Source organism: Paenarthrobacter sp. E2MeOHC11, assembly GCF_058744955.1.
This window is the reverse complement of record NZ_CP196673.1, coordinates 337,940-361,915: the sequence shown is the minus strand read 5'-3', so window position 1 is coordinate 361,915 and position 23,976 is coordinate 337,940. Positions and strand designations below refer to the sequence as shown.

The window sequence follows — 23,976 nt, the reverse complement described above, 5'->3', positions numbered from 1 at the left end:
ATCACATGTCGGATTTCCCTCAGGAAACACCCCAGCCTGTCATTGCTGTCATAGGACCCACCGGTTCCGGCAAATCAGATCTGGGCGTCAACCTCGCGTTGGCCCTGGACGGTGAGGTTATCAACGCCGATGCCTTGCAGTTCTACCGGGGCATGGATATTGGCACGGCCAAGATCACCGTGGCGGAGCGCAAGGGCGTACCTCACCATTTGCTGGACACCATGGACGTCACACAGGAAGCCAGCGTGGCCGGCTTCCAAGAGGAATGCCGCGCTGCCATCGAGGACATCCACTCGCGGGGGAAACGCGCCATCGTGGTGGGGGGCTCTGGACTGTATGTCCGGGCAGCCTTGGACGTCCTGGAGTTTCCCGGCACTGATCCGATGATTCGAAGGGCGCTTGAAGAGGAGTGTGAAGTGCGCGGGCTCGCACCGCTGCGCGCCCGCCTGGAGGACGTCGATCCCGTGTCCGCGGCCCGCCTTGGAGACGCCCGTCGAGTGATCCGTGCACTGGAAGTGCACCAGCTCACTGGGCGTCCCTTCAGTTCGTTCATGCCGCAGCGGGAGTATTTCCAGCCTGCCCTGCAGATCGGCCTGGCCGTGGACAGGGACGTACTCCGGGAGCGGCTGGCCACGCGGGTTCATCGGATGGTGGAGGCCGGCCTCCTGGATGAGGTTGAACGCCTCGATGCTGCCGGACTGCGGATGGGCAAGACCGCCTCCCGTGCTTTGGGTTACGCGCAGTTCCTGAAGGTTCTGGACGGCGAAAGTGATGTCACGGCTGCGGCGGAGGAAACCATCGTGGCCACCAGGCAGTTCGCCAGACGCCAGTTGACGTGGTTCCGGGCAGATCCCCGCATCACCTGGATCGACTGGCAGGATCCCGGCTTGGTGGCCAAGGCTGTGGCAGCTGCCGCGCAGTAGCCTGTGCAATTTCTGGCCGAACATGCGTGGAAGGTAGCCTAGTCCCATGGATGAAACCGTCGCAGTTCCCGCCCCGCAGTCCGCAACTGCCGGTGCTCCCGTAACCGCTTCCAGCCTTACCGGTCTTGGGTTTTCCAAGGGCCACGGAACGGGCAACGACTTCGTCCTGATTGCCGACCCCGGAGACGCGCACGAGATCACTCCCGAGCAGGTTGCACAGCTGTGCGATCGGCACGTGGGGATTGGTGGAGACGGCCTTATCCGCGCCGTCCCGTCACGTTTTCTCCCTGAGGGCCGGGACCTGCTTGAGAAGGATCCGGACGCCGAATGGTTCATGGATTACCGAAACGGCGACGGTTCCCTCTCGGAGATGTGCGGTAACGGCGTTCGTGTCTTTGTCCACTTCCTCATTGCCGAGAAATTGGTGGACCTGGGTCCGGGCGAAACTTTGACCATCGGAACACGCGGCGGCATCAAGAAAGTGGTTCGCACCGCCAACGGCTATGCCGTGGATATGGGCCCGTGGGAGTTCATCTTCCCGCAGGAAGCCACCAGCAAGGCCATGGATGCCCTGGTCAGCGCTGAAGGGCTGGAAGTGGCAAGGCCAGGCCTCTCAGTCAGCATGGGCAATCCACATACCGTGGTTGCCCTTGCGGAGATCAGCGAGCTTTCGGCCACGCAACTGTTCAAAGCGCCGGTGGTTGATCCCAAGCCGGCCAACGGAACGAACGTCGAGTTTGTTGTTCCTGCAGAGCCGCTGGTTGAAGAGGGCGTGGGCACCATCACCATGCGAGTCCATGAGCGTGGCGTGGGGGAGACCCAGTCATGCGGTACCGGTGCCTGTGCCGCCGCCGTCGCCATCCGTCACTGGGCCGGCAATACGGCGCCGAACGATTGGCACGTCAAGGTTCCCGGCGGCGTCGTTGACGTTAAGTTCTTCCCCGGCGCGGGCGGTCGCGAGCACGTAGAGCTCAGCGGCCCTGCCGTCATCGTGGCTACTGGGACGCTTTCCTGACCCGAATAATCCTGAAAGACTTGGACGTACTCTCGCGCGAAACCGTGTAAGTGCTGTCCAGTTCACCGGCGAGCCACCGCTGGAGGGAATCGGAGCCAAGGTTCTTTTGAACCACCAGCCATGCATTGCCTCCTGGGGCAAGGCGGGGAATCCACTTCAGCAAGAGCGAGTGAAGTTCATCTTTGCCGATTCGGATGGGCGGGTTGGACCAGATCGTGTCGAATTCGACGCCGGCGTCCACCTCGTCGGGGAGGCTCGCCGTCACGTTGGTCAAGCCCAGGGCCGCGGCGTTCTCGTTGGTCAGCGTGACGCACCGTTCGTTGACGTCCACCGCGTGCACCTTGGCATGGGGTGCCATCAAGCCCAACGTCAAGGCGATGGGACCCCAACCACAGCCGATGTCCAAGAGGTTTCCCTGCGGCGAAGGCGGCGGAACTTCCGAGAAGAGTATCGCGGTACCTTTGTCGACGCCGTCGGGGCTGAAGATGCCGGAGGAGGTCTGCAACTGGCGCGTGGCTCCAGCGAGTTCCACCGTGAGGGGCTTTCTGGTGAAAGGTCCGGCTGGTTGGGCGGTGAAATAGTGTGCAGACTCCATAATTTGCCAGATTAGTTGGCTAACGGCGCCATGGGAAACTGCCCCGGCCAAGGGGTGGTTTGACACCGGGTGATAATGTGGAACGCATGTTCTTGATCTTCGAGTAAATAGCCGAAACCCGCCTGGTTCATCAGGCGGAGCACGGCACCGCCCGCGATGCAGGCCCGTCTTGGCCACCAGCCAAGCACGGGTCTTTCCGCCAGGCAGGTCCTACCGGCACAATCCGTTGGCTTTTTCCCGTCACGGACTCCTTGAAGATCCCACTATCCAGTCAGCTTCCTGATCCGCCAACCACTCCGGTTGCACGGTCGGGGCGGGCAGTGTGCAGTCTCCAGGTCGCCAGGAACCTCTGCGCGGATCCAACCACGCCGGAACACAGCAACCGCTGCCCATGTCACGGGTGGCCGTTCAGCACAGGAGGCCCTTTTGCCCCAAGCCCGTCAGCCCAGCGCGAATAGCGCCCCATTGAGCAACAAACAGCACTATTCTGGAATTGCCGAACAGTCTAAGGAGACCATGACCACCCAGAAGCACTCCGGATCCGATTCCGACGCCCAGGACATGAGTCCTGAACAAATCCAGGCCGTCATCGACCGGATACTTTCCAAGGATGTACCTGCGCCGTCATCCGATGACAACGAAGCCAATGGTGTGTTCGGCAAGGCGCAGGCGATTTCGACGCTTGACCAGGAACACAGCATTTACGACGGCGACCAGGAAGACCTGGCTGAACGCCGCGCACTGCGCCGCACCGCAGGTCTGTCCACTGAACTCGAAGACGTCACCGAGGTCGAATACCGGCAGCTGCGCCTTGAGCGCGTTGTCCTCGCCGGACTGTGGACCGAGGGCACCCTGGCCGATGCCGAGAATTCGCTTCGCGAACTTGCTGCGCTGGCAGAAACTGCCGGCTCCGAGGTCCTTGACGGTTTGGTCCAGCGCCGCACGAAGCCGGACCCGGGCACCTTCCTGGGATCGGGCAAGGCCCAGGAGCTCAAGGACATCGTTGCCGCCACCGGTGCGGACACCGTAGTGGTGGACACTGAGCTGGCACCGTCCCAGCGCCGCGGCCTTGAAGACATTGTCAAGGTCAAGGTCGTGGACAGGACCACCCTGATCCTGGACATCTTCGCCCAGCATGCCAAGAGCCGGGAAGGCAAGGCCCAGGTTGAGCTTGCACAGCTCGAATATCTGCTCCCGCGCCTCCGTGGCTGGGGTGACTCCATGTCCCGCCAGGCCGGTGGCCAAGTGGGTGGAGCCGGCGCAGGCATGGGCTCGCGTGGTCCTGGTGAAACAAAGATCGAACTGGACCGGCGTCGCATTCGCACGCGGATGGCCAAACTGCGTCGGGAAATCGCCGCGATGAAGCCGGCCCGCGAGACCAAGCGCGCCAACCGTCGTCGCAATGCTGTTCCTTCTGTCGCTATCGCCGGTTATACCAACGCCGGCAAGTCGTCGCTCCTGAACCGCTTGACCGACGCCGGTGTCCTGGTGGAAAACGCCCTGTTCGCTACCTTGGATCCCACCGTTCGCAAAGCCCAGACTCCGGATGGCATTGGCTACACGCTGGCCGACACTGTTGGGTTCGTCCGGTCTCTGCCAACGCAGCTGATTGAGGCCTTCCGGTCGACGCTGGAGGAAGTTGCTGACGCGGATCTGATCCTGCATGTCGTGGATGCCTCGCACCCGGACCCAGAAGGTCAAATCGCTGCCGTACGGGCTGTTTTCACTGAAGTGGATGCCCGCAAGGTTCCTGAGATCATCGTCCTGAACAAAGTCGACGTGGCGGATCCTTTCGTCGTGGAGCGCCTCAAACAGAAGGAGCCCCGCCATGCGGTGGTTTCCACTCGTACAGGCCAGGGCATCGCTGAGCTGTTGGAAGACATCAGCCAGTCCATTCCGCGCCCGGGCGTACGGCTTGAGCTGCTTATTCCCTACGACCGGGGAGACATGATCAGCAAGCTGCACAGTTCTGATTCGGAGATCCTGAACCTGGAGCATGAGGAAGACGGCACCCGCGTGGTGGTCATGGTCCGCGAGGGCCTGGCAGCCGAACTGGAGTCTTTCGTCAGCAATGGTTGAGAAGGTGGCGGCGGACGCCGTCGAATCGGTGGGAGAGAAAGCCACCCTTGAGCTGTTGGATCGTGCTGTCGCCGGCATGGGCGGTCAAAGCCGTGCCGGCCAGCACGAAATGGCCAAACATGTCACCCGGGCAATTGAAACCGGGGAGCACCTGCTGGTCCAGGCAGGAACGGGAACAGGTAAGTCTTTGGCGTACCTGATTCCGTTGATCGCGCATTCCATGGACAGCAACAAACCGACGCTCGTGTCCACCGCCACCTTGGCACTGCAAACCCAGATTGTTGGCCGGGATCTTCCCCGGCTGTTGGAGACCATCAACCCTGCCCTTGAACGACCCGTCAACGTGGCGCTCGTGAAGGGCAGGGCCAACTACGTCTGCCGCCAGAAGCTGGAAGGTGGGTTCCCCAGCGAAGAGCCGTCCGAGGGGCAGCTGTTTTCCTTAGGCGAGGACACCAGCGTGCCGCACTTCGCGGCATCCATGGGCGGACCGCAGTCACAGCTCGGCAAGGAAGTGGTCCGCCTCCGCGAGTGGGCCGAAAAGACGACCACCGGCGACCGTGACGAACTGATGCCCGGCGTCACGGACCGTGCCTGGCGGCAAGTCTCTGTGACCTCCATGGAGTGCCTCGGCGCGCAGAAGTGTCCGGTGGCTGAAGAGTGCTTCAGTGAGTTGGCGCGGTCCCGCGCGGGTGAGGCCGACGTCGTCGTCACCAACCACGCCATGCTTGCCGTCAGCGCCTTTGAAGGGCTGGCTGTGTTGCCTGAGTATGACGTCGTGGTGGTGGACGAGGCACACGAGCTGCAGGATCGCGTGACCGGCGCGGTCTCGGGCCAGTTGTCTGTGGCCATGGTTCATGCCGCGGCGTCAAGCGCACGCAAGCACACCGCCATCACGGTGGATGCCCTCAACGCTGCGGCGGAGCGCCTGGACATGGCCATCGCAGGGGTGCCCAACGGGTTGCTGGCCAGTGGGCTCAACGACGAACAGCTTGACTGCCTTGACCAGTTACGCGATGCGACCCGCGCGGCGCTCTCAGATTCCAAGACCGACTCTTCCAACGCGGTCGACGGCGGCAGGCAGCTCGCTCGCTCACGGCTCATGCTCATTCTTGAATTGTGCGAGCGGATGCTGGCCGCCAAGGAGAACCGGGAAGTGGTCTGGTTTTCCCGCAACAGCACCTTCGACCCCCAACAGGGTTACTCGCAGCCTGATGAAACGGCACCGGCACTGATCAACATCGCGCCACTCAGCGTCGCGGGACGGCTGCGCGAAGGCCTCTTCGAGGGCCACACCGTGGTGCTCACCTCCGCCACGCTGGCGATTGGCTCTGCCTTCGAACCGGCGGCTGGAGGTCTGGGCCTCATCGGCGACGGCGCCCCGAGCTGGACCGGGATTGATGTTGGATCGCCCTTTGATTACCCCAAACAGGGGGTGCTGTATGTTGCCAAGCACTTGCCCAAGCCGGGGCGTGGGACCTCGCCCGAGGCTCTCGATGAGCTCGAAGACCTCATCCGGGCATCCGGCGGGGGAGCGCTTTGTCTCTTCTCTTCGCGGCGAGCTGCCGAAGAAGCCGCCGACGCCATGCGGCTGCGCCTTGACATGGACATTCTCTGCCAGGGCGAATCCACCATGGCTGCCCTTGTGAAGCAATTCGCAGATGAGCCGGACACTTGCCTGTTTGGCACCATGTCACTCTGGCAGGGCGTCGACGTGCCGGGTGGTTCGTGCCGCCTGGTGGTGATTGACCGCATTCCCTTCCCGCGCCCCGACGATCCCCTGATGACTGCCCGCTCCCGGGCAGTCGCCCAGTCGGGCGGGAATGGCTTCATGGCCGTGTCAGCAACGCATGCCGCCATCCGCTTGGCACAAGGCGCTGGGCGCCTTATCCGTTCAACGGGAGACAAGGGAGTCGTGGCCGTGCTTGACTCACGGCTGTCGACGGAACGCTACGGCGGTTTTCTGAGGGCTGCGCTTCCGCCGTTCTGGGCGACGACGGACAGGGCGGTTGTGCGCGGCGTGCTGGAACGCCTGGGCTCCGCCAAGGCCTCCTAGGTCCAACAATGCCTCGTGGGGCCAACAAAGCCTCCTGGGTGCGGCAAAAGCCGCCCAGGAGGCTTGGGGTACCTACCTAGTGGGCACCTACAGGGAACGCAGAACAGAGACAACCTTGCCCATGATGGTGGCTTGGTCGCCAAGGATTGGCTCGTATTGGGTGTTCTGGGGCAGCAACCACGTGTGGCCATCGCGCTGACGGAACGTCTTGACGGTAGCCTCGTCATCCAGCAGTGCGGCCACGATGTCGCCGTTGATGGCGTCGTTCTGGCGGCGCACAACAACCCAGTCACCGTCGCAGATGGCGGCATCAATCATTGAGTCGCCTGCCACCTTCAGCATGAACAGTTCGCCGTGGCCCACAAGTTGCCTGGGAAGGGGCAAGACGTCTTCCACTGCCTGGTCAGCCAGGATGGGGCCGCCTGCAGCGATCCGGCCCACCAGGGGAACCATGGCAGTATCGCTGGCGCTGGCCAGCTCCGTGACGGCAAGGCCACCCGCGCTGCGCAGCGTCGCAGGGGCTTCGACGCCGGGAATTGGTCCGCCATCCAACGTCAACGGCATCAGGACTTCCATGGCACGGGGACGCTTGGGGTCCCTGCGCAGATAGCCGAGCTTCTCGAGCTGGGAAAGCTGATGCGTGACACTCGACAAACTTGCCAGGCCGACGGTGTCACCGATCTCACGCATGCTTGGCGGATACCCATTGTCATTCACCGAGCGTTGGATGGTCTCCAGAATTTTTTTCTGCCGGACAGTCAGGCTCTTGGGACTCTTTTGAGGCTGTTGGCTCCGCAGGGGTGCCCCGCCGCCTGTGGCTTTCGCTGCCATGTTCGCCAGTGCCTTTCCATTCGCCCCGGAACGATCCAGGGGTGTCGGGTCTGCAAAAAATGTCAGACCCTCCTGTTCCACTGAAACAGTGCTGTTTCTTCACTCAAACGTAGGGCAGGCACAGGCGTTTATCAAACATTTGTTCTAGCGAGTCTCGACACCGTTCGTTGATAAGTGCTAAAAATGTCATAGCAAGGTTCGAATATGTGTTCTATAAACCCGAACCGGATGACGGATGTTCGAACAGAGTGTTCGAACATCCGGGATCGGGGGAGGGGAACACAAAGAATTGGCAGCCATGTACCGGAATCCGGCGCAAGGCAATAGCTCAGAAGGGCTCAGCTCATGTCCGCAATCACTACGTTCGCTGATTTCCGCACTACCCAGGCGCCGACGCGCCTGCGTCTTACCCGCCGGGGTCGGATGGTCTTCTTTGGCATCCCCGCAATGCTGCTGGTGGCTGCGCTGCTGAGCCTGGCCGGTTTCATTACGTCCCCTGCCAAGGCCTCGGACTCGCAGGCGCAGCTCCAGCCGCCGGTCGCGGTGACCGTGACGGTCCAGCCCGGGCAGTCGCTGTGGGGTATCGCCGGCGCAGCTGCTCCGGAGCGCGATCCCAGGGATGTCATCTCCGAGATCATTCAGCTCAACGACCTCCATGGTGGCCGGATCCAGCCCGGGCAGCGTTTGTTCGTCCCGGCAAGCTAGCGCGTTCCACCGTGGCTGGATCCGGTGGCGCGGCGTCACAGTTACTCGGCAGTCCCGGTAGCCCCTTAAACTGTCTTGGTGAGTGACCAGCTTGAGCGACTAGACCGACTACCCCTCCGGACCAACCTGCGTGGACTGAGCCCTTATGGCGCACCGCAGCTTGACGTTCCTATCCTGCTCAATGTCAACGAGAACACTCATGGCGTTCCCGCGGACGTCCAGGCGGCCATCACGGAAGCCGTTGCCGCCGCGGCCACGGGGCTGAACCGCTACCCGGACCGGGAGTTCACTGAACTGCGCGAGTCCTTGGCCGAATACCTTGGCCACGATCTCACCCCGGACAACATTTGGGCCGCCAATGGTTCAAATGAGGTCCTGCAGCAGATCCTCCAAGCATTCGGCGGACCCGGTCGGAAGGCACTCGGATTCCCGCCCACGTATTCGATGTACCCCCTGCTGGCCAGTGGCACGGATACCGAATACGTACGCGGAGTCCGGGCAGAGGATTACGGTTTGGATGCGGCGTCGGCGGCAGCGCAGGTTCGTGAAACAGGAGCCAACATTGTGTTCCTGTGCTCGCCCAACAACCCCACCGGAACAGGCCTGGGCCTGGAAGTTGTTGAGGCCGTTTACGAGGCCGGGGAAGCCAGCCAGGCCATCGTGATCGTCGACGAGGCCTATCACGAGTTCGCCCATGACAACACGCCAAGTGCCCTGACCTTGCTGCCCGGGCGCGAGCGTCTGATCGTTTCCCGCACCATGAGCAAGGCCTTCGCCCTCGCGGGCGCCCGGCTGGGCTATATGGCCGCAGCACCCGAGGTTACAGACGCCATCAGGTTGGTCCGCCTCCCGTATCACCTGTCGGCTGTTACTCAGGCAACTGCCCTGGCGGCCCTCAACCACCGCGAGGCCCTCATGGCCGACGTCGAGGACATCAAGGTCCAACGCGACCGCATCGTGACTGAACTCCTGCGCATGGGTCTCAAGCCTTCAGCCTCGGACTCCAACTATGTGTTCTTTGGCGGGCTCGAGAACCCGCACGCCATCTGGCAAGGCCTGCTTGACGCGGGTGTGCTGGTTCGCGACGTCGGCATTCCCGGACACTTGCGGGTCACCGCAGGGACCGAGCCGGAAACCACGGCCTTCCTTGAGGCGCTGGAAGCGCTGCTGGACGGCCAGCCGCCACAGCGCGCCTAAACTTGTCCATAGACCCAACCCACTCTTCGTGTATAAGGACGTCCCAATGAGCGAAACCGGCGCCACGCCGTCCGCTGCCCGCACCGCGCGCATGGAGCGCACCACCAGTGAATCCTCCGTCCTGGTGGAGATCAACCTGGACGGGTCCGGTGTCTCGGACATCAGCACCTCTGTGCCTTTCTATGACCACATGTTGACCGCGCTGTGCAAGCACTCGTTGATTGACATGACCGTCAAGGCCACTGGCGATACCCACATCGATGCCCACCACACGGTGGAAGACGTGGCCATTACGTTCGGCGAAGTCCTGCGCACTGCTTTGGGCAACAAGGCCGGCATTCGCCGCTTTGGCGAAGCTACGGTTCCCTTGGATGAAGCCCTGGCCCACGCCGTCGTGGATGTTTCCGGTCGGCCCTACCTGGTGCACGGCGGCGAGCCCGCGGGCCAGGAATACCACCTCATTGGTGGCCACTTCACTGGGTCGTTGACGCGCCACGTTTTTGAAGCCATCACCTTGCACGCCGGAATCTGCCTGCACATGAACGTACTGGCGGGCCGCGATCCGCACCACATTGTGGAAGCACAGTTCAAGGCTTTTGCGCGGGCACTCCGTGCAGCGGTGGAATCCGACCCCCGGGTCGAGGGCATCCCCTCGACAAAGGGGGCACTGTGAGCGGCCAGGTCCTCAAGGACGGCGCGGTGGCCGACACCATCGCTTCGGTGAGGCCCGAGTCGCCGGAAGGCAAGCCAACTGTCACCGTGCTCGATTACGGTTCGGGCAATGTTCGGTCCGCTGTCCGGGCACTTGAGCGTGCCGGTGCCCACGTAGTGTTGAGTTCCAAGCCGGAAGACGTCCTCAACGCCGACGGACTCGTCGTTCCCGGGGTGGGCGCGTTCGAGACCGTCATGAAGGAACTTAAGGCCGTGGATGCGATCCGCATGATCGGTCGCCGGGTGGCCGGCGGGCGCCCTGTACTGGCCATCTGTGTTGGCTTGCAGGTCCTTTTCGAGGCCGGGGTTGAGCACGGCACTGAATCCGAAGGCATGGCAGAGTGGCCAGGCAAAGTGGAGTTGCTGCCTGCTCCGGTTGTCCCGCACATGGGTTGGAACACCGTGGACGTTCCCGAAGGTTCCAAGCTTTTCGCCGGGGTGGAGCAGGAGCGCTTCTATTTTGTGCACTCCTACGGTGTCCAGGAATGGAACTTCGATGTTGTGCAGCCCCGCATGGCCCCGCCCCAGGTGACGTGGTCCGAGCACGGTGCACGCTTCATTGCTGCAGTCGAAAACGGCCCGCTGTGCGCAACGCAGTTCCACCCCGAGAAATCAGGGGACGCCGGGGCGCGGCTGCTGCGGAACTGGGTGGACGGGCTGAAAAAGCCCGGCACACCAGGTGCGGCAGCATCCGGAAGCGGTGCCGCCTAGATGTGGTCTGTTGTCCTCATGGGCCTCGCCGGTGTGCTGGTGGGTGGCGGCATTTCCTTCCATCAGCAGAAGAAGCCCCGCTGGGTTTCCATCTCCTTTTACGTGCTGGCGGGGATGTCCCTGCTGGCCGCCTATCTCTTGACGCTGCCCGGTACCTGAACCGGTCACTCGAATAACCGCGCCACCCTCGAACTCCAAGGACCCACATGACCACCTCCTCCCAGTCCGTTCTGGAACTCCTGCCCGCCGTCGATATTGTTGATGGCCAGGCAGTCCGCCTCCTGCAAGGAGAAGCCGGCTCGGAAACCAGCTATGGAACACCGCTGGAAGCAGCGCTGAACTGGCAGAACGCAGGCGCCGAATGGGTTCATATGGTGGACCTTGACGCCGCTTTCGGTCGTGGCAACAATGCCGACCTCATCAGTGAGGTTGTCTCACAGTTGAACGTGAAGGTGGAGCTGTCCGGCGGTTTGCGCGATGACGAATCACTGGAGCGTGCCCTGGACCTTGGCGTTGCACGCGTGAATCTCGGCACGGCAGCGTTGGAGAACCCCGAGTGGACCCGCAGGGCCATCGACCGCTTCGGTGACAAGATCGCCGTCGGTCTTGATGTCCGCGGTACTACGCTCGCCGGTCGTGGCTGGACGAAGGAAGGCGGGGACCTCTGGGAGGTCCTGGCCCGCCTTGAGGATGCCGGCTGCGCCCGCTACGTCGTCACTGACGTCACTAAGGACGGCACCTTGCAGGGACCGAACGTGGAACTGCTGCGCCAGATGGTGGAGAAGACCGGAAAGCCTGTTGTGGCCTCGGGGGGAATTTCAAGCCTTGAGGACCTCCGGGTCCTGCGTGAACTTGTCCCAATGGGCGTGGAGGGCGCGATCGTGGGCAAGGCTCTTTATGCCGGCGCCTTCACCCTGCCCGAAGCCCTGGACGTTGCCGGTCGCCGCTGATGTCCCAGGACGCCGGACACCCGCACGGAAGCCACGGCCACCATGGCGCCGGCAGCCGAAACCTGCCGGGCCACATCGCCGCAGCGTTGGCCGGCGCCGGGGGAGCGACTGACTCTGCCGGGCAACCGTGGGCAGGCCGGAGCCTGACGGGAGACGACGCAAAGATCCATAACTTCGAGGACGACGACGGGACGGCGGACGCCGGTTACCTCGCCGCCATTGCCGGGCTGGTCAACGGGACCGGAGGCGAGGCCGAAGTAGTAGCCTCACTCGCCACGGCGCGGGTTTTCGTTCCGGTTGTCGCCCAGCTCGCCGAGGAAGCCGACGGCGTTGACGGACTGCATGCCGACAAGCAGGCCGATATGGCTTTGGTCACACTCACGGCGCCCGACGGCCGTAAGGCCATGCCTGTCTTCACCTCGGCCGCAGCCCTCGAAGCGTGGCACAGCGATGCCCGTCCCGTGGCCGTTTACGCGGCCCGTGCGGCCCTTTCAGCTGTCTCCGAAGGCGCGCAGTTGTTGGTTCTGGATCCCGGCTCGGACTTCACCTTCGTGGTTCGTCGCCCGGCAATGTGGGCACTCGCCCAACAGCGGGACTGGACGCCGTCATACCTTGATGATCAACTGGAGGCTGCTCTCGCTTCCACGGTGTCAGCCTTCCGGACTGTCCGTCGGCTGGAGACCCAACCGGGCGCCGGCGTTGCGTCCTTGACGGCTGACGGCCGCACGGTCTCCGGTGGTGGGTCTGGCCCGGAGCTGCGGGTGGTGCTCTTCCTCGAAGACGGACTGGATGCCGTGGCTGTGCAATCGTTGGTTGGCCAACTCAACGAGGCGTGGGCTCGGATGGATTCCTTCGCTGAAGGCGTTGACTCCATTGAAGTTAAATTGCAGCGTGCGGCGCAGGAGCCTGGGCAGCACTAACGGCAGTTCCGGTTCCCCGGTCTGCCCCGGGGGAACAAGAGGATTTGCCAGTGAACTTCGCTCTCTACAAAGAGATGCTGTCCATCCGCCCTGTCAGGCGCCTGTTGGTGGTGGGCATGATCGCGCGCATCCCGCATTCCGCGGCGGGCGTGCTCCTGACGTTGCACATCGTTCTAACCCTGGGCCAGGGCTACGCCGCCGCTGGTGCAGCGGCAGCTGTGATGACGATCGGCATCGCCCTGGGCGCGCCATGGCGTGGTCGACGAGTGGACACGGTAGGCCTGAGGAAGGCCCTGATCCCGTCGGTCGTCTCTGAAACCGTGATCTGGTCCATCGTTCCGCACGTCTCCTATGAGTGGCTGCTGCCGCTGGTCTTCGTCGGCGGGCTCTTCACCTTGCCGATCTTCAGTGTTGTGCGTCAGTCGTTGGGTGTCATGGTGGAGGGGGAGCAGCGGCGTTCGGCGTTCGCCCTCGATTCCATCGCAACGGAACTTGTGTTCATGATTGGCCCGGCTGTTGGTGCGATCGTTGCCACCAGCGGTTTCTCTGCGATCGGCCTGACAGCGGTGGGCATTTCGGTCTCCGTGGCGGGGCTGTTCCTGATGTGGTTCAACCCGCCCACGCGAAGTGACGTGGCCTGCACGCCGCAAGAGTCCGCTGAGCGGGCTGCGGCAGACCTGGTTGCGGCTGAAGCGGCGATGGTGGCTTCCGCGCCGGCCCATGTTCAGGAGGCGGCCTCGGAGATGGCCTCGAATACCTCGCGCGGTTCAGCGCTCCGTGACCGCGTCGCGAGGAATTTCACCTGGTTCACAGTATCCGTGGCCGCATTGTTCGCGGTGGCCGCGGGATCGGGCATGGTGCTCAGTGGGTCGGACGTGAGCATCGTTGGGCTGCTGGAGCGTGGTGGGCACGAGAATGAAATTGGCATCGTGTTCTTCTTCTGGTGTGCCGCGTCCGTGGTGGGCGGACTCATCTACGGATCCATGAAGCGTTCGATTTCGCCCATGCTGTTGCTGTTGGGCATGGCCGCACTGACTATTCCCATGGGCTTCGCACAAGATACCTGGACCTTGGCTTTCCTGTCGCTTCTGCCGGGCCTGTTGTGCGCACCCGTCTTGTCCGCATCGTCGGAGAAGGTTGCCGACCTCGTGGACGAGGAACGCCGAGGCGAAGCCATGGGCTGGTATGGCTCGGCCCTGACGGCCGGCGTCGCGCTGGGCGCCCCCTTGGCAGGTGTTTTCATCGACGCCGTGGGTCCTTCCGCTGGCTTCGCGGCCATCGGCTCAGCTGGCGTCGTCCTCTGTATCGCGGGCCTGGTACTTACGTCCATGCGTCGACGGGCCGCCCGCGTCTGACCCGGCAAACTGGTGGAAAACACGACGGCGGGTCGACCATGTGTGGTCGACCCGCCGTCGTTTGATTCTTTCGGCAGTTGGCGCTAGTTCACCGGACCGGTGAACTTTTCGCCCGGGCCCTTGCCTGGTGCATCCGGAATGAGCGAGGCTTCGCGGAAGGCGAGCTGCAGTGAGCGGAGGCCGTCGCGCAATGGACCGGCGTGCTGGGAGCCGATTTCCGGGGCGGCAGCGGAGACCAGGCCGGCGAGGGCCGTGATCAACTTGCGGGCTTCGTCGAGGTCTTTGAGGTCCTCGGCGTTGGGATCATCCGCCAGGCCTACCTTGACGGCAGCAGCACTCATCAGGTGAACGGCGCCGGTGGTGATGACTTCCACGGCGGGAACTTCAGCGATGTCGCGGATCTGCTGGGAAACCCCCGTGTCGGCGGCAGGATCGGCGTCTTCGCTGTAGGAGTTGCGGGAATTGCTGTCTTCAGTGCTCATACTGGTAAGCTTGTCACAGACCGACTGGAAGTCGTTATTCACAGTGATCAATCACAGTGAACATCAGCAGTAATGCTCCCGCCGCGTGCAATGTGCGCTTGGCGGGTTGTTTCTGTAGAATTGTCTTTCAGTTTGCAAGCGGAGTTCTCTCCCACCCGCGTCAGCCGTTTCCCTTCAGGGACGTGATCCCTTTCGGGACAAGAGGTTGCCGGGTACCTGGTCGGACACTTGGGTGGCACAGCCACGCAGAGTGCGTACTTCCCGCAAGGGGAGTCAGCCGACCGTTGAGGCCTTCGATTGCACCAGCAATTGGGGGCCTTCTCTATTTGCCGGTGAAATTACCACAACCACAGGAGCTTTAACATTAGCGAGCCAAGAATCAATGAGCGTATCCGCGTCCCCGAGGTGCGGTTGGTCGGCCCTGCCGGCGAACAGGTAGGAATTGTCCGCATCGAGGACGCACTGCGTCTTGCTGCCGAATCCGATCTCGATCTCGTTGAAGTTGCCCCGCAGGCTAAGCCTCCTGTTTGCAAGTTGATGGACTTCGGCAAGTACAAGTACGAAGCCGCAGTCAAGGCCCGCGAAGCCCGCAAGAACCAGACCAACACGGTTCTGAAGGAAATTCGCTTCCGCCTCAAGATCGACAAGCACGACTACGAAACCAAGCGCGGCCACGCACTTCGCTTCCTCGGTGCCGGTGACAAGGTCAAAGCCATGATCCAGTTCCGCGGCCGTGAGCAGCAGCGTCCCGAAATGGGCATCCGCCTGCTCCAGAAGTTTGCTGAAGACGTTGCCGAGGTTGGCATCGTCGAGTCCAGCCCGCGCATCGATGGCCGCAACATGGTCATGGTGATCGGTCCTTTGAAGAACAAGGCTGAAGCGAAGGCTGAAGCCCGCCGTGCGGCCCAGCGTGCCGAAGCCAAGGCCCAGAATGAAGCCAAGGCATCGGGACGGGTGGACACCACTGGTGACCAGGCTCCCTTGACGCAGACCCTGGGTGACCTTCTTCCGGCCGGCCTGCTGGCTGGCGAAGAAGAGACCAAGCAGGAAACTGTGGAGGCCCCCGAGGTTGAAGCAGCCGTGGCTGATGAAGCTCCGGTTGTTGAAGAAACCCCGGCAGCTGAAGAGGAAGCGGCGGTCGAAGAGGCTGCTGTTGCAGAAGAAGCTCCGGCGCCTGTCGTCGAAGAAGCTCCTGTTGTCGAAGAAGCGCCCGTAGTCAAGGAAGCCCCGGCTCCCAAGGCTGCACCGGCCAAGGCCGCTGAGGTCCCGGCTGCTCCCAAGGCTGCACCGGTCAAGGCTGCTGAGGCTCCGGTTGCCAAGGCTGCCCCGGCCGAGACTCCGAAGCCTGTGGTTCCGGCAACTCCGAAGCCCGCAGTTCCTGCGGCTCCGAGGCCCGTAGCCAAGCCGGCAGCTCCCAAGCCGGCAGCCCGGCCCGCGGCCCCCAAGGCCGCGCCGAAGCCTGCATCACGCAAGACCAACTAGTTCAACGCCGCGGAGGCACTGCCTCCACCGGCAAGCAACCAGCACGCCGGCCCTCGTAGGCCGGCTGCGCGAAAGAATCGCGGACTCGTCCGTGGATACGTAAGGAGATCGGTTCCCATGCCGAAGATGAAGACCCACAGCGGTGCTAAGAAGCGCTTCAAGCTGACCGGTACCGGCAAGCTGAAGCGTCAGCAGGCCAACCGCCGTCACTACCTGGAGCACAAGTCCTCCAGGCTGACCCGTCGCCTCGCCGGCGACAAGCTCGTCTTCAAGGGCGATGCCAAGGTCATCAAGAAGATGCTCGGCGTCTAAGTTCCAAGTTCTTTGGTTGCTGCCATCCGGCAGTGGCCGACTACACCAAAAGCCTTCTCAGGCCGGCCGGGTTTCCGGCAGTAGCAGCTTGGGATAAAGATTTCTGAAGGAGTACGCACGTGGCACGTGTGAAGCGGGCGGTAAACGCCCACAAGAAGCGCCGGGTTGTCCTCGAACGCGCCAAGGGTTACCGCGGTCAGCGTTCGCGCCTGTACCGCAAGGCCAAAGAGCAGCTGCTGCACTCGTTTGTGTACAGCTACGGCGACCGCCGCAAGAAGAAGGGCGACTTCCGTCGCCTCTGGATCCAGCGAATCAACGCTGCATCCCGCGCCAACGGCCTCACCTACAACCGTCTGATCCAGGGCCTGAAGGCCGCTGAGGTTGAGGTTGACCGCCGCATGCTGGCAGAGCTGGCTGTCTCTGACGCCAACGCTTTCGCCGCTCTGGTGAACGTTGCCAAGGCTGCACTCCCGGCTGACACGTCCGCTCCGGCCGCCAAGGCTGAGGCTGCTCCGAAGGCTGCAAAGGTTGCTCCGGCAGCCGCTACGGCAACGGCTGTCAAGGCTGTCGTTTCCGAGAAGCCGGCAATCGACGGCGCAGTTGCTGCCGATGGCGACGAGGCTCCGGAAGGCTACGCCATCAAGGGCAACGCCGAGTCCAAGAAGTACCACGTTCCGGGTTCCACCTGGTACAACACCACCGCTGCTGAATACTGGTTCTCCACCGTTGAGGCTGCAAAGGCTGCCGGTTTCGAGCCGGCCGGCGGCGAAGCCCGCCAGCAGATCAAGAACTAGTCGCAACTGCCACTAAAGTTCTTTATATGAACGAAACCGGGCGCCCGCAAGACTTTCCGATGACCAACCCCCGAGCTGATCGGGTGAGGGACGTCGCCAAGCTTGCCGGGCGCCCGGCGCGTTTAAAGCGCGGACGCTTCCTGGCGGAGGGTCCGCAGGCGGTGCGCGAGGCGTTGAGCCTGCACCGTGAGCGCACCGCGGCGGGTGGTCCCGCCGTCGTGCATGAAGTCTTTGCCAGCGAAGCTTGCCTTGACCGTCTTCCCGAACTTGCCGACCTCGCGCAGGGAACGCCGCTCCGTCTGGCCAGCGACGAAGTGCTGGCCGCCATGGCGGACACGGTCAATCCGCAGGGGATTGTGGCCGTGTGCAGTTTTGTGGACGTGAGCCTGGAATCAGTGCTCGACGCCGCTCCGCGCTTGATCGCGGTCATGTGCCAGGTGCGGGACCCCGGCAACGCCGGCACCGTCCTGCGCGCAGCTGACGCTGCCGGAGCCGATGCCGTGGTCTTGACCGGCTCGAGCGTAGACATCTACAACCCGAAGGCGGTTCGTTCGACCGCTGGGTCCCTCTTCCACCTCCCGGTAGTACTTGGTGCCGACGTTGAGGACTTGGTGGAGCGCTGCAGGCAGCGCGGTATCGGCGTTCTGGCCGCGGACGGTTATGGGACGGTCAACCTGGACAGGCTCCAGGACGAGAATGCTGCCCGTAGGCTCGGGAATGATTCCGTGGCCTCTGAGTACGCGCTGGAGGCGCCCACAGTGTGGCTGTTCGGCAATGAGGCCCAGGGGTTGTCCGACGCCGAACTGTCACTTGCTGATCATCGTGTCGCTGTTCCGGTCTACGGAGCGGCTGAGAGCCTGAATCTGGGCACGGCGGCCACTGTGTGCCTCTACGCCAGTGCACGTTCCCAGCAGGGCGCCAGAGTGGGGAATGCGTAAACAGCGCGCCGCCGGGTACGGTATTGCTTGCAAGATCAGACGATGACGACTCTTCTTGGCCCATTCCATACTTTCCCAAACCCGAAGAGGTGAAGCTTTCGTGGCTGCAGGTGGCGGTACCAAAGCGATTGTGGCGGCCCTCGCCGCGAATTTGACCATCGCTGTATTGAAGTTCATTGCATTCTTCCTGACGGCGTCATCGTCCATGCTTGCTGAAGCCATCCACTCGGTGGCCGACTCCGGCAACCAGATCCTGCTGCTGGTAGGCGGCAAACGCGCCAAGCGCGCCGCCAGCCCGGAGCACCCGTTCGGCTATGGCCGCGAGCGGTATATCTACGCGTTCATCGTCTCGATCGTGCTGTTCAGCGTCGGTGGCCTGTTCGCGCTGTACGAGGCCTGGGAAAAGTTCCAGCACCCGCACGGCATTGAAGGTGCCTTCTGGTGGGTCCCACTGGCGGTCCTGGTCGGCGCCATTATTGCCGAGTCCTTCTCGTTCCGCACGGCGATCATCGAGTCGAACCATGTCCGTGGCCAGCAGTCATGGGTAAAGTTCATCCGTAACGCCAAGCAGCCCGAACTTCCGGTGATCCTCCTGGAAGACTTTGGTGCGCTCCTCGGCCTGGTGTTCGCCCTCTTCGGCGTCAGCATGACTCTTATCACCGGCGACGGCGTGTGGGATGCCCTCGGTACAGCCATGATCGGCCTCCTGCTGGTTGCCATCGCTGTGGTTCTTGCCCTGGAAACCAAGTCGTTGCTGCTGGGGGAGTCCGCCACCAAGGAGGATGTCCAGAGCATCACCACCGCCTTGGAGGCCGACGGCACCCGGATCATCCACCTCAAGACCCTGCACCTTGGGCCGGAGGAGCTGCTGGTGGCTGCGAAGATCTCAATGGAGGCGTCCGAAACGGGCGAGGAGATCGCCAAGGGAATCGACGACGCCGAGCAGAGGATCCGGGCAGCTGTTCCGATAGCGCGGGTCATCTACCTCGAACCGGACATCGAACGGGTCCAGGCCCCGCAGGTTTAGGCTGACCGCTTTACAGAGTTAACGCAGATGGGCTCCGCTTTCGCGGAGCCCATCTGCGTTAACGCTTGGTTCGAGTCGCTGCTGATGTCCTTATCAGGTGGCAAGTGGTCGTTTGCGTTCCAGCAGGCCGCTCAACAGGGCCACTCCAAGGCCCAGGATGGCCAGCACCGCGCCCACGAGGGCAGGCGCCACGTAACCCCAGCCCCAGGCGATGACAGTGCCACCGAGGAAGGCGCCGAGGGCGTTGGCGATGTTCAGGGCTGAGTGGTTCAGTGAAGACGCCAAGGAGGCGGCACCCGGGGCAGCGTCCAAGAGGCGGGTTTGCAACGCAGGGGTCAGCATCGATCCGACTCCTCCAACAACGAAGGCCATGATGAAAGCCGCCCAGGCCCAATGCGCAGCTATGGCGTAGACCACCAGGGCGACGGCGATTCCCGGCATGACCCAGTAGATGGTGCCCATGACGGATTTGTCGGCGATGCGCCCGCCGATGATGTTGCCCACCACCATGCCGAGTCCGTAGAGGGCCACCACTGCAGGGATGAGGCTTTCGGGAATACCCGCCACGGACGTCATGGTGTGGGCGATGTAGGTGTAGACGGCAAAGAACCCGCCGAATCCGATGATGCCGATCAGCAAGGCAAGCCATACTTGAAGACGCTTAAGCGCTCCGAGTTCCCGCCGGATGCTGGCATCGGGGTGGGCCGCTTGGAAGGGAACGAACTTCCACACCATGGCAACGGTCAGCAGCCCGATGGCGCCGACAATGATGAAGAGCAGCCGCCACCCGAATGTCTGCCCAACCCAGGTGGCCAAGGGCACGCCAATGACGTTGGAGACGGTCAGTCCTGCCATCACCATGGAGATCGCCCAACCCCGCTTGGTTGGGGCCACAAGGCCGGCCGCGATCACGGCTGCTACCCCGAAGAAGGCTCCGTGCGGAAGGCCCGATGCGAAGCGGGAGAGCAGCATGAAGCCGTAGTCGGGGGCGATGAAGGATGTCAGGTTGGCCAGCGAGAGGAACAGCATGAGACCCAACGCAAGGTGCTTCTTGGGGAGCTTCGCCCCGAAAGCGGCGAAGATCGGCGCGCCGATGACCACGCCGAGGGCGTAGGCCGAGATGAGGTTTCCGGCCTCGGGGGTGCTGATGCCGAGCCCGTCCTCGATTTCCTTCAGCAGCCCCATCATGGCGAACTCGGTGGTACCAATGGCAAACCCACCCATGGCCAACGCCAGGATGGCCAGGCCAAGGTGGCGCTTTCCTGTTGTGGCGGTGGCGGGTGGGGACACGGTGGTAGTCATAAGCCTGCTTCTTGAGGGTGCCTTGTGAGCTTGGGGAATGCGGAGAAAAATCCGATAACAAGTTTAGTCCCGCGGCTCGTCATTGGCGTCGCAGTGTGACGATGCCCATCATTCCGGGCGCCAATAGACTGGTCCGGTGACTGCATTGATAAATGTCGTTGGCGCTGCTGTTGTCGACTCCCTTGAAGCCCCCACTCGCCTTTTGGCTGCGCGCCGCTCAGCACCGCCCCAATTTGCCGGTATGTGGGAATTCCCTGGCGGCAAGGTGGAAGCCGGGGAGACTGCGGAGGCGGCCCTGCACCGCGAACTCGCAGAAGAACTGGGTATAGAGGTTCGGCTGGGGCCTGAGTTGGAGTCTGGCCACCCGGGCGGGTGGGTCCTTAACGACCGTGCAGCCATGCGTGTTTGGTTCGCCGAAACCACCGCTGGCGAGCCCGCTCCGTTGGAAGATCACGACGAACTGCGGTGGGTCTCAGTATTGGCCAGTGATGAAGCTCTCAGCCTTCCCTGGATTCCGGCGGACTTCCCGATTGTCCGGGCCTTGTTGGAACGGGTAGTCGCGCCAGCCTAAGAGCGGAGCAGGCAAGTGCTGCCCTGTCTTGTCCGGGTTCGTCTTGTCCGGGTTCGTCTTGTCCGGGTTCGTCTTGTCCGGGTCGACTCTGCGCGGCCGCGGCCCTCAGAAGAGCGGCTGCTGTCCGGGCAGGGGAGCACTGCCGACCGCAGGGGTGGCTGCGGATGCCTGGGCAGGGCGGGCATTGCGGTGGCTGAATCCTGAGGTCCTGGTGTAGCCGTACTTCGCTTTGAAGTGACTGATACGGCTGGTCAGCCAGGTGCTGTATTCCTTGGAGACGTAGGAGCCTTGGCCGTAGAGGCGGCGGTACTTGCCCACGAGTTCGGGGTGCTGGGTTGCCAGCCACTGCATGTACCACTCCCGCGTCCCTGGCTTGAGGTACAGTGCGCCGGCCGTGACGCCCGTAGCGCCGGCTTTCGCAAGTTCGCTGAACAACGAATCAAGGGCCTCATCCGAGTCTGTCAGCCACGGCAGGATGGGCATCGCCATGACGCCGCAGCCGAGGCCGGCATCCCGGAGCCGGGAGATGAGTTTGAGCCGGGCCCTCGGAGAAGGGGTGCCGGGTTCGACCAGTTCGGCAAGATCCTCATTGGTCATGGCCAGCGAGATTCCGAGGTCCACAGGGACCATGGTCGCAGCGTGCTTGAGCAGGGGAATGTCCCGGGCCAGAAGGGTCCCCTTGGTCAGGATGGAGAACGGGGTACCGGAATCGGCCAGTGCCTGGATGATTCCGGGCATGAGCGCGTAGCGGCCCTCGGCCCGTTGGTACGGGTCTGTGTTGGTTCCCAGCGCCACCTGATGCCGTTCCCAGGACGGTTTGGCAAGTTCCTTGCGGAGCACTTCGGCTGCGTTGATCTTGACCACCACTTGCGAGTCGAAGTCCCGCCCGGCGTCGAACTCCAAGTACGTGTGGCTCTTGCGGGCGAAGCAGTAGACGCAGGCATGGCTGCATCCGCGGTACGGATTTACGGTCCATTCGAAAGGCATGGTGGAGCCCGAAGGCACCTTGTTGAGCACTGACTTTGCGGTGACCTCATGGAAGGTGACTCCGGAGAATTCGGGTGTCGAGATGGAACGCACAAGCCCGGACAGCGGCAACAGGGCGTCCACGGCCGGGGCAGGGCCGGGAGCCGGATTGCTGCTGGTTCCGGACGCCGGTCCACGCGTTGGTGAAAGTGCTTGTGCGTCCCATCTCATGAACTCCATTCGAATGTATGTTCGAATGATTGTCAAGGACCCCATGGGGAGATTGCCGAAGCGTGCAGTCGGGCGTTGCTAAGGTTGGGCCCATGATCCTGCTGACTGGCTTTGAACCGTTCGGGAATGAGGACATCAATCCTTCCTGGCTCGCCGTGCGCCGTGCACGGGACATCCTTAGGGCCGAAGGCCTCGACGTCGAAGCCCTGGAGTTGCCGTGCGTCTTTGGTGAGTCGGCAGTTACCCTTGGGCAGGCCATAGGCACCTTCAACCCGGACCTTGTGATCTGTGCAGGCTGGGCCGGCGGCCGTTCACGGATATCCCTGGAACGTGTGGCCATCAACATCGATGACGCGCGGATCCCCGACAACAAAGGCCGGAAACCTGTTGATGAGGAAGTGGTCCCCGGCGGCCCGGTAGCGTACTTCGCGACACTGCCCATTAAGGCTGCACTGCGGGACCTCCGGATCGCGGGAATCAAGGCCGAGGTCTCGCAGTCTGCCGGAACGTACGTGTGCAACCACATCTTCTACGCCTTGATGCATTTCCTCGCGTCACGGCCATCGGTTCGCGGCGGGTTCGTGCATGTTCCGTGCCTGCCAGAGCAGGTGTCAACGGAAGGTGACACGCCATCCATGCCGTTGGAATCCATGGCGGAGGGTCTCGCCGTCGTCGTCCGGACAGCCCTACGGACCCAGGCTGACGCTAAATTGAGTGCCGGCGCCATCCACTAGAGAAGTTCCCATTCCACCGTGACGCTGGCCGATACGGAGGACTCTCCTGCCTCAACGGGCTGGGCTTCAGCGGAGAAGGACGCCCTGACCATCCCGCCCAGGGGGATGGGGGTGCCATGCACAGGCTCCTGGGAAATGGACTTCACCTGCCCCAACCGCGCAGAGGCCAGTGATGCGTACTGTTCGGCACGCGCAAGGGCGTCCTGCCACGCCCCTTCCTGCGCCTGGGCCGTGACCTGCGTTGCATCGGCGAAGCCTTGCTCGATGCTGTTGATCCTGATGTCGTCTCCACCGGCCGCAACTGCGGCCGCTATAGCCGCTGGAGCATCCGCATGCGAACGAATTCCCACGTGCAGGGTGGTCGAGGCCACATAGGCCGTCACCTTTTGGCCCTGCCCTTCCACCCAGACCAGATCGGCGCGCAGGTTCAGGCCGCTGGTCCTCAGGTCGACGTCGGTGACGCCTGCCAATCGCAGACTGGCAGCGACAGCGCCGGCCGCCTTTCCGGCGTCGTCGTAGGCTTTCGCTGCTGTGTCCCGGCGCGTCTCCACGCCGAGCATCAACGTGACCAGGTCCGGAACAGCCTTGGCGCTCGCGGTCCCGGTAACAGTGATGGTTCGTTTCATGAGGCCTCGATTCCGTTGCCGGCAGGTCGGTCCCGCCGATGGTGGTCAATGTCAATGTATCCGCCTGCCGCGAGCCCTGCCTGGCGCTCAAAGAAGTTGCCCGACGCCGGATTGCCGCTGCGGAGCATTGACCAGCCGGCGGCGACTCCATAGAGGGCAAGGAACGGCAAGCCCAGGCAGTACGCGTATTGGGTGCTGTGGCGTTCCTCGTGCCCCAGCAGTACAGCGTTGCTGCCAGCTACCCCGTGGGGTGCGCGGTAGATGACGACGTTCCCCAGCGTGAAAGCTCCTGCGTGGGGGAGTTTCCAGTCGTACCCGGCGGCGATCAGAAGTCCGCGGGGCCCTCGGGACACCGTAGTCCGGGCGGCGGTGGCGACACCGAGCCCCAGCAGCGTGGACAGGTTCAGGACGTTTGCGACCTGCCGTAGGCGTTGCGCGGGAGTCATGAAGCAATGCTAGACCCCTC

26 protein-coding genes are annotated in these 23,976 nt (G+C 63.0%); 19 read left to right on the top strand and 7 right to left on the bottom strand.

Features of this window, described 5'->3' with window-relative positions; translation table 11 throughout:
- The first annotated feature begins 5 nt into the window (after positions 1 to 5).
- Complete coding sequence (miaA, locus tag ACSSVG_RS01635) at positions 6 to 923, top strand: tRNA (adenosine(37)-N6)-dimethylallyltransferase MiaA (protein ID WP_492416950.1); 918 nt, start codon at positions 6 to 8, stop codon at positions 921 to 923.
- A gap of 46 nt (positions 924 to 969) precedes the next feature.
- Positions 970 to 1,938, top strand: coding sequence for a diaminopimelate epimerase (gene dapF / locus ACSSVG_RS01630; RefSeq protein WP_492416948.1), 969 nt, complete (start codon positions 970 to 972; stop codon positions 1,936 to 1,938).
- Here the strand turns inward: dapF and ACSSVG_RS01625 are convergent.
- A complete protein-coding gene (locus tag ACSSVG_RS01625; RefSeq protein ID WP_231339167.1) occupies positions 1,919 to 2,533 on the bottom strand; it encodes a class I SAM-dependent methyltransferase in 615 nt (204 codons plus the stop codon). The genes dapF and ACSSVG_RS01625 overlap by 20 nt on opposite strands.
- 516 nt (positions 2,534 to 3,049) lie before the next feature.
- Here ACSSVG_RS01625 and hflX point away from each other — a divergent pair.
- Both hflX and ACSSVG_RS01615 read left to right on the top strand, forming a co-directional pair.
- The gene (hflX, locus tag ACSSVG_RS01620) at positions 3,050 to 4,612 is read left to right on the top strand and encodes a GTPase HflX (protein WP_231339168.1); all 1,563 of its coding nucleotides are present in this window, start codon (positions 3,050 to 3,052) and stop codon (positions 4,610 to 4,612) included.
- A complete protein-coding gene (locus ACSSVG_RS01615) occupies positions 4,605 to 6,665 on the top strand; it encodes an ATP-dependent DNA helicase (RefSeq protein WP_492416945.1) in 2,061 nt (686 codons plus the stop codon). Before hflX ends, ACSSVG_RS01615 begins: the two co-directional genes overlap by 8 nt.
- Positions 6,666 to 6,752: 87 nt before the next feature.
- Here the strand turns inward: ACSSVG_RS01615 and lexA are convergent, their stop codons facing one another.
- Positions 6,753 to 7,496 carry a transcriptional repressor LexA gene (lexA, locus tag ACSSVG_RS01610; protein WP_231339170.1) on the bottom strand — a complete coding sequence of 248 codons (744 nt, stop codon included), beginning with the start codon at positions 7,494 to 7,496 and terminating at the stop codon, positions 6,753 to 6,755.
- Between the two features lie 345 nt (positions 7,497 to 7,841).
- On the opposite strand from lexA, the gene ACSSVG_RS01605 reads away from it, so the two are divergent.
- The 8 genes from ACSSVG_RS01605 (at position 7,842) to ACSSVG_RS01570 (ending at position 14,045) form a co-directional block, all read left to right on the top strand.
- On the top strand, positions 7,842 to 8,201 hold the full coding sequence (locus ACSSVG_RS01605) for a LysM peptidoglycan-binding domain-containing protein (RefSeq protein WP_231339171.1): 360 nt from the start codon (positions 7,842 to 7,844) through the stop codon (positions 8,199 to 8,201).
- 78 nt (positions 8,202 to 8,279) lie between these two features.
- Entirely contained in the window at positions 8,280 to 9,398 is a 1,119-nt protein-coding gene (locus ACSSVG_RS01600) for a histidinol-phosphate transaminase (protein ID WP_231339172.1), read from the top strand.
- 46 nt (positions 9,399 to 9,444) lie between these two features.
- Entirely contained in the window at positions 9,445 to 10,071 is a 627-nt protein-coding gene (gene hisB, locus ACSSVG_RS01595) for an imidazoleglycerol-phosphate dehydratase HisB (protein ID WP_089594411.1), read from the top strand.
- Positions 10,068 to 10,820, top strand: a complete 753-nt coding sequence (gene hisH / locus ACSSVG_RS01590) for an imidazole glycerol phosphate synthase subunit HisH (protein WP_492416942.1) — start codon at positions 10,068 to 10,070, stop codon at positions 10,818 to 10,820. The genes hisB and hisH overlap by 4 nt, the downstream gene beginning before the upstream one ends.
- The gene (locus ACSSVG_RS01585; protein ID WP_231339174.1) at positions 10,821 to 10,979 is read left to right on the top strand and encodes a hypothetical protein; all 159 of its coding nucleotides are present in this window, start codon (positions 10,821 to 10,823) and stop codon (positions 10,977 to 10,979) included.
- A 47-nt stretch (positions 10,980 to 11,026) separates the two neighbouring features.
- Entirely contained in the window at positions 11,027 to 11,770 is a 744-nt protein-coding gene (gene priA, locus ACSSVG_RS01580; RefSeq protein WP_231339175.1) for a bifunctional 1-(5-phosphoribosyl)-5-((5-phosphoribosylamino)methylideneamino)imidazole-4-carboxamide isomerase/phosphoribosylanthranilate isomerase PriA, read from the top strand.
- On the top strand, positions 11,770 to 12,690 hold the full coding sequence (locus ACSSVG_RS01575; protein ID WP_492416940.1) for an SseB family protein: 921 nt from the start codon (positions 11,770 to 11,772) through the stop codon (positions 12,688 to 12,690). The genes priA and ACSSVG_RS01575 overlap by 1 nt, the downstream gene beginning before the upstream one ends.
- 50 nt (positions 12,691 to 12,740) lie before the next feature.
- Entirely contained in the window at positions 12,741 to 14,045 is a 1,305-nt protein-coding gene (locus tag ACSSVG_RS01570) for an MFS transporter (protein ID WP_231339177.1), read from the top strand.
- 83 nt (positions 14,046 to 14,128) lie between these two features.
- On the opposite strand, the gene ACSSVG_RS01565 is transcribed toward ACSSVG_RS01570, so the two are convergent.
- On the bottom strand, positions 14,129 to 14,527 hold the full coding sequence (locus ACSSVG_RS01565) for a DUF1844 domain-containing protein (protein WP_231339178.1): 399 nt from the start codon (positions 14,525 to 14,527) through the stop codon (positions 14,129 to 14,131).
- A 405-nt stretch (positions 14,528 to 14,932) separates the two neighbouring features.
- Between ACSSVG_RS01565 and infC the strand changes: the two genes are divergently transcribed.
- The 5 genes from infC (at position 14,933) to ACSSVG_RS01540 (ending at position 19,080) form a co-directional block, all read left to right on the top strand.
- Complete coding sequence (infC, locus tag ACSSVG_RS01560) at positions 14,933 to 16,009, top strand: translation initiation factor IF-3 (RefSeq protein WP_253467643.1); 1,077 nt, start codon at positions 14,933 to 14,935, stop codon at positions 16,007 to 16,009.
- Between the two features lie 117 nt (positions 16,010 to 16,126).
- Positions 16,127 to 16,321: a 50S ribosomal protein L35 gene (gene rpmI, locus ACSSVG_RS01555; RefSeq protein WP_011774324.1), complete on the top strand. Its 195-nt coding sequence runs from the start codon at positions 16,127 to 16,129 to the stop codon at positions 16,319 to 16,321.
- A 119-nt stretch (positions 16,322 to 16,440) separates the two neighbouring features.
- On the top strand, positions 16,441 to 17,115 hold the full coding sequence (gene rplT / locus ACSSVG_RS01550) for a 50S ribosomal protein L20, sunset domain variant (protein WP_026547339.1): 675 nt from the start codon (positions 16,441 to 16,443) through the stop codon (positions 17,113 to 17,115).
- 26 nt (positions 17,116 to 17,141) lie between these two features.
- On the top strand, positions 17,142 to 18,053 hold the full coding sequence (locus ACSSVG_RS01545; RefSeq protein ID WP_231339180.1) for a TrmH family RNA methyltransferase: 912 nt from the start codon (positions 17,142 to 17,144) through the stop codon (positions 18,051 to 18,053).
- 100 nt (positions 18,054 to 18,153) lie between these two features.
- Positions 18,154 to 19,080 (top strand): cation diffusion facilitator family transporter, encoded by a 927-nt coding sequence (locus ACSSVG_RS01540; protein WP_253467646.1) that lies wholly within the window; start codon positions 18,154 to 18,156, stop codon positions 19,078 to 19,080.
- A 93-nt stretch (positions 19,081 to 19,173) separates the two neighbouring features.
- On the opposite strand, the gene ACSSVG_RS01535 is transcribed toward ACSSVG_RS01540, so the two are convergent.
- Positions 19,174 to 20,382 carry an MFS transporter gene (locus ACSSVG_RS01535; protein ID WP_492416935.1) on the bottom strand — a complete coding sequence of 403 codons (1,209 nt, stop codon included), beginning with the start codon at positions 20,380 to 20,382 and terminating at the stop codon, positions 19,174 to 19,176.
- Between the two features lie 136 nt (positions 20,383 to 20,518).
- Here ACSSVG_RS01535 and ACSSVG_RS01530 point away from each other — a divergent pair, with 136 nt between their 5' ends.
- The gene (locus ACSSVG_RS01530; protein WP_492416933.1) at positions 20,519 to 20,953 is read left to right on the top strand and encodes a (deoxy)nucleoside triphosphate pyrophosphohydrolase; all 435 of its coding nucleotides are present in this window, start codon (positions 20,519 to 20,521) and stop codon (positions 20,951 to 20,953) included.
- Between the two features lie 105 nt (positions 20,954 to 21,058).
- Here the strand turns inward: ACSSVG_RS01530 and ACSSVG_RS01525 are convergent, their stop codons facing one another.
- Positions 21,059 to 22,150, bottom strand: coding sequence for an Rv2578c family radical SAM protein (locus ACSSVG_RS01525; protein ID WP_492416931.1), 1,092 nt, complete (start codon positions 22,148 to 22,150; stop codon positions 21,059 to 21,061).
- Positions 22,151 to 22,242: 92 nt separating this feature from the next.
- Between ACSSVG_RS01525 and pcp the strand changes: the two genes are divergently transcribed.
- Complete coding sequence (gene pcp / locus ACSSVG_RS01520; protein ID WP_492416929.1) at positions 22,243 to 22,884, top strand: pyroglutamyl-peptidase I; 642 nt, start codon at positions 22,243 to 22,245, stop codon at positions 22,882 to 22,884.
- Here pcp and ACSSVG_RS01515 read toward each other — a convergent pair.
- Both ACSSVG_RS01515 and ACSSVG_RS01510 read right to left on the bottom strand, forming a co-directional pair.
- Positions 22,881 to 23,510 carry an SIMPL domain-containing protein gene (locus ACSSVG_RS01515; RefSeq protein WP_492416927.1) on the bottom strand — a complete coding sequence of 210 codons (630 nt, stop codon included), beginning with the start codon at positions 23,508 to 23,510 and terminating at the stop codon, positions 22,881 to 22,883. The genes pcp and ACSSVG_RS01515 overlap by 4 nt on opposite strands.
- Positions 23,507 to 23,956: a hypothetical protein gene (locus ACSSVG_RS01510; protein ID WP_231339186.1), complete on the bottom strand. Its 450-nt coding sequence runs from the start codon at positions 23,954 to 23,956 to the stop codon at positions 23,507 to 23,509. The genes ACSSVG_RS01515 and ACSSVG_RS01510 overlap by 4 nt, the downstream gene beginning before the upstream one ends.
- Between the last annotated feature and the right edge of the window lie 20 nt (positions 23,957 to 23,976).